The sequence below is a fragment of the Corynebacterium mastitidis DSM 44356 genome, assembly GCF_000375365.1.
GTDB classification, from domain to species: Bacteria; Actinomycetota; Actinomycetes; order Mycobacteriales; family Mycobacteriaceae; genus Corynebacterium; species Corynebacterium mastitidis.
Genome location: NZ_AQXB01000016.1, coordinates 1 through 3744 on the forward strand (window position 1 = coordinate 1; position 3744 = coordinate 3744).

Below are 3744 nucleotides of genomic sequence, written 5' to 3' on the forward strand. Positions count from 1 at the left end.
GGCGTACTTTTCCCAGTCTTCGGCTAGTTGGCGGGTGTCAATGCGCCCGCGCAGCAAGGCAGTGTTTGCGCCGGCCTTGGTGTTCAGCAGGTTCGAGACGGGGGCGACGTTGGTGGTATCGCACACGGAGTCTCCCGGGTAGCACAGCTCTAGGACACGGCTAGCCAGTTCGCCGTAGGTGATCTCCGGGAGTAGTCCGCCACCGGGATCCGCGCCGCCGCGCTCGATGGCGCCGGAGCCTTCCATGCGGTGGGGGTTGGCCACCAGGGAGGCAGAGGAGAAGGATGCTGCTGGTACCGGGGAGGTCCCCGCAGCGATTTCTTCCACGACTTTCGCGGCCACGGCAGCGCCTTCTGACCATCCGCTCAGCGAGACCGTGGCGTTGGGGCAGTCGGTGAGGTCTCGGCTGGCCATCTGGTTGAAGCGCTTGATGCCGGAGGCCTCCGACTCGTTGTAGGACCACAGCAGCGTGGGGTAGGCGGTGTTGTAGGGCACGGACGTAACCCGGGTGTCCCCCCTGGCTTCGAGGTACTTCTTCATCCCTACGGTGTCGATTGAGGGCAGCCCTTCCGGCAGGAAGGAGGCAGAGTTCAGCGTCGGCGCGAAGGTGTAGACCAGGTGAGCGGGGCACTGCGGCCCCGAGGAACCCGAGGACCCGGACGAGCCGGAAGAACCAGAAGAACTCAAGCTGGTCGATCCCTGCCCCTGAGAAGATCCAGACGAGCCCGAGCTCTGGGTGCTCCGATTCTGGTTCTGCTGGATTTCTCCGATGGTCTTGCCCGCCAGGGCGCCGAGGCGTTGTGCCTGGGCAGGTCCATCGTCGTTCGGTGCCGCGCCTGCGTGCAGCGTCGTTGCCGCGATCCCTACTGCCGCTGCCGCAGCAAGGATGCGTCCAAGTGTTTTCATCTCCCAGCCCCTTCCAGGCGAGTAATGTCAGTGTTTGGCATGAATGTTAGTCTACTTCCATGATGTTCGCCAGGATACACCTAGAAGTGAGGGAGTTTTTATGAAAACTATTCACCCAAAACCAACAGTGAAGGATTTTCACACGTCCCTGGTGAAAGAAATGTATTCCATAGAGAATTTATGGGACAGCCATTTGCAAAAAACCGCTGTAGCGATCCCCCTTGATGATATTACTTTCATGATACGGGACATTATCGACCAGGCATACGCGCTCAGTGGGAATCAAATGCTCGCTTTCTTAGAAAACTGTTCCCACCGCCTCCGTAGCCTTTCAAGCAGATCCATGATTGATAAAACGAAAGGGCAAATACGTTTCCACGCTTCATTGGCCGCAACACCTGCACTCATAAAAGATATAAAGAAGAATAAAGTCCTCTCGGAGAGAGTAAAGATACATGAGCATGGGCGGCAAGTAAAAAATGGTTTGGGCGGTGGTCCCGAATGGGAGTATTCCATGATGTGCAAGAGTTACCTGTTTAATGTTTTCTTACAGTATCACGATGTGCTTGTGACGAGAATACTTGGCAGTATTGAACTCATGCGACGTCACAAGGCCATATTTCCTATCGCATGCCCCCGCTAGTCCTCCCCCTACGAGGTATCACCGCAGTTCATAGCATGTTTTCTATCCTTGCGCCTCTGTGGCAAGCATGAGACAACAACCCGTTCCTAGTTTGATAAGCAGAAATGGAGAAAGATAAATGACTACCCACACCCCTGAAACTCGGAGCCCATCGAATCAGGAAAAGCTAAAGCCCGCCCCGGGCCTCCCTGAAGAAGTCGGCAAGAAGCGCGGCGTTGATTTTGGTCCGTGGGACGCCTCCGAGATAGGCGACCAGCGCCTTGATGACCTTTTGGAGAAAAGCAAGCACAAGGATGTAAAGACTCAGCGCATTTGGCTTTCTCGGGTGTCGTTGTCGTTGCCGATTGGAAGTGAGATTGATCGAAGACTTTCTACTTCTATTGTCGTTGATGTGCCTCCCCGTAGGGGACACTACGATTCTTTTTCCTTTGTGTTGATTGTGTTTGCGGCTCCGTCCTCGCATGGTTTATGGGGTGAAAAGCAGATAAAGGCGATGACGGATCATTTTCACGCTGCTGGCGTGTCCTTTGCGGTGGGGACAAGTCGGTGGGGGGATACGGTTTCTGCGCGGTCGAGGGATCAGGATGTCTACATCGTGGGCTGTGATGGTCCGCGTTGGTGTGCGCGGGTCACTGCCTACGCGCCGAAGTTAAGCGGCGCGGCAACGACAGTCGTGCGGGACGTGCTGGAATCTCTCATCGTGTGGCGAGGTGAGGATCCGCTGCTGGCTGGGTCTGAGATGCCGATTGCCTAGAAATTCCTATTTCTAGATTGACTTTCATTGCGTAGACTGTATTATGTGGTTAGGTTTTCATCTCTGTTCTAGAAAGGATTGTGCTGGTGGCGAACAAGGCAGAAGAATACGCCGAACGGCAGTTTGGGAAGAACTTTGAAACGGTTCTGCGGATCTCTGATGCGATCATGGATGGGGCTCGTCTGCCGAAGATTGATAACGTCGATCAGGTAGAAGCGTTGATTGCCGATCATGTGTCAAAGAAGGCTTATGATTCTTCAACGCAGCATATGCTTGCCATCGTTGATGAGTGGAAGCGTGCGGGGGGAAAGACTGTTGGGTACTCCGCGCAAGCCAAAGCGATGCAGGCACCGGGTGAGGCGTCGATGGGTATGGGCGGGTTGCTGCGGTCGCTGCAACAGCTCGGGGGTTCTCATGGTCAGGCTGGGAAGTTGCGGGCTCTTCAGCAGCGTCAAAGTGAGGCGACAACGCAGTATGAGAAGAACATGCTCCAGGAGGACATTGACGCACTCAGTCAGGACGTGAACGAGACCGCTCTGCGTGATCTTGAGGTCAAAGAGGAGCAGGGGCGTTCTTTCCGGCTGTGCGCGCGCATTGTGGCCCTGGGGCGTCAGAGCGTGCCTGATGAAATTTATGATTCCATCATTGCGGTCATTCGTAACTAAGTGATTATGGTATGTGGGTTCAGTTTTCTGGACCCGCATCTTTTTATTTCATAAAGGGGTTAGGGTTCATGTTTGAACACCAGAACAAGCGTAAAAGAGTCATTTCTCTTGATGAGCTTTCTTATCGGGAAAGTGGTTTTCGTGATCAGGTGGAGAAGTCCTTGACGAACCAGGGGCTTGCAGATTCCGGCTCGTGGCAGTCGCTTGATCCGCTCGATGCCACGCCAGGTGGGACAAATTGGCTGCGGAAGTCTCAGGTGGACGCGCGTCATCGGGATCGCGCCGGTGGTAGCACGTCGGATACCTCCCTAGGCAGTTCGTTTCGGAAGCGGCAGTACACGGTCTCTGTGGTGGGGGTATATCTGGGCATCACGAGTATGGTGCTGGCACTCTTTTTGACGATCTGGCTCAAGTTGGGTGTGCGCCCTGACTTCTCTGAGTTTTCTCCAGGTGTTCGCTTTGCCCTTTTTGTCGGATGGTTCGCCTTATGCGCGATTGTCACTGTGATTATTTTATCCAGCGGCTTTGCTGATAACTACCGGAGTGTTACCCGGTGGCTGGTTGCACTCGGCGTGGTGGTGGTGTGCAGCGTTCTTATCTTCATCTTCCTTTGCTTCGTGTTTTCTTTGTTCTTTTCCTAACAGTTTGGCTTGCACCTTCCTTTCGGTTCTTGTATTCTTGATTTATGAGTTTCGTATGGGAGTCTGTTTACTGGTTAGGAACGTGCCTGTCCTACCTTCTTCGCTTCATGAAGGCGATCTTGATGTACTATCCGA

The 3744-nt window shown here is 54.1% G+C and carries 5 protein-coding genes; 4 read left to right on the forward strand and 1 reads right to left on the reverse strand.

What is annotated here, in order from left to right:
* On the reverse strand, positions 1–906 hold a 906-nt coding region (locus B140_RS14025; RefSeq protein WP_156801790.1), incomplete at its 3' end, for a cutinase family protein.
* A gap of 100 nt (positions 907–1006) precedes the next feature.
* Here B140_RS14025 and B140_RS14030 point away from each other — a divergent pair.
* The 4 genes from B140_RS14030 to B140_RS14035 all read left to right on the forward strand — a co-directional run bounded on the left by B140_RS14030 (position 1007) and on the right by B140_RS14035 (position 3609).
* On the forward strand, positions 1007–1549 hold the full coding sequence (locus tag B140_RS14030) for a hypothetical protein (RefSeq protein ID WP_156801791.1): 543 nt from the start codon (positions 1007–1009) through the stop codon (positions 1547–1549).
* 118 nt (positions 1550–1667) lie between these two features.
* The gene (locus B140_RS13550; protein ID WP_083912338.1) at positions 1668–2303 is read left to right on the forward strand and encodes a DUF3710 domain-containing protein; all 636 of its coding nucleotides are present in this window, start codon (positions 1668–1670) and stop codon (positions 2301–2303) included.
* A gap of 86 nt (positions 2304–2389) precedes the next feature.
* Entirely contained in the window at positions 2390–2968 is a 579-nt protein-coding gene (locus B140_RS0111220; protein ID WP_018119447.1) for a hypothetical protein, read from the forward strand.
* Between the two features lie 68 nt (positions 2969–3036).
* Positions 3037–3609, forward strand: a complete 573-nt coding sequence (locus B140_RS14035; RefSeq protein WP_169332545.1) for a hypothetical protein — start codon at positions 3037–3039, stop codon at positions 3607–3609.
* Positions 3610–3744: the final 135 nt, after the last annotated feature.

Coding starts and splice junctions, on each gene's coding strand:
- B140_RS14030 (WP_156801791.1), top strand. CDS start 1,007: ATGAAAACTATTCACCCAAAACCAACAGTGAAGGATTTTCACACGTCC.
- B140_RS13550 (WP_083912338.1), top strand. CDS start 1,668: ATGACTACCCACACCCCTGAAACTCGGAGCCCATCGAATCAGGAAAAG.
- B140_RS14035 (WP_169332545.1), top strand. CDS start 3,037: ATGTTTGAACACCAGAACAAGCGTAAAAGAGTCATTTCTCTTGATGAG.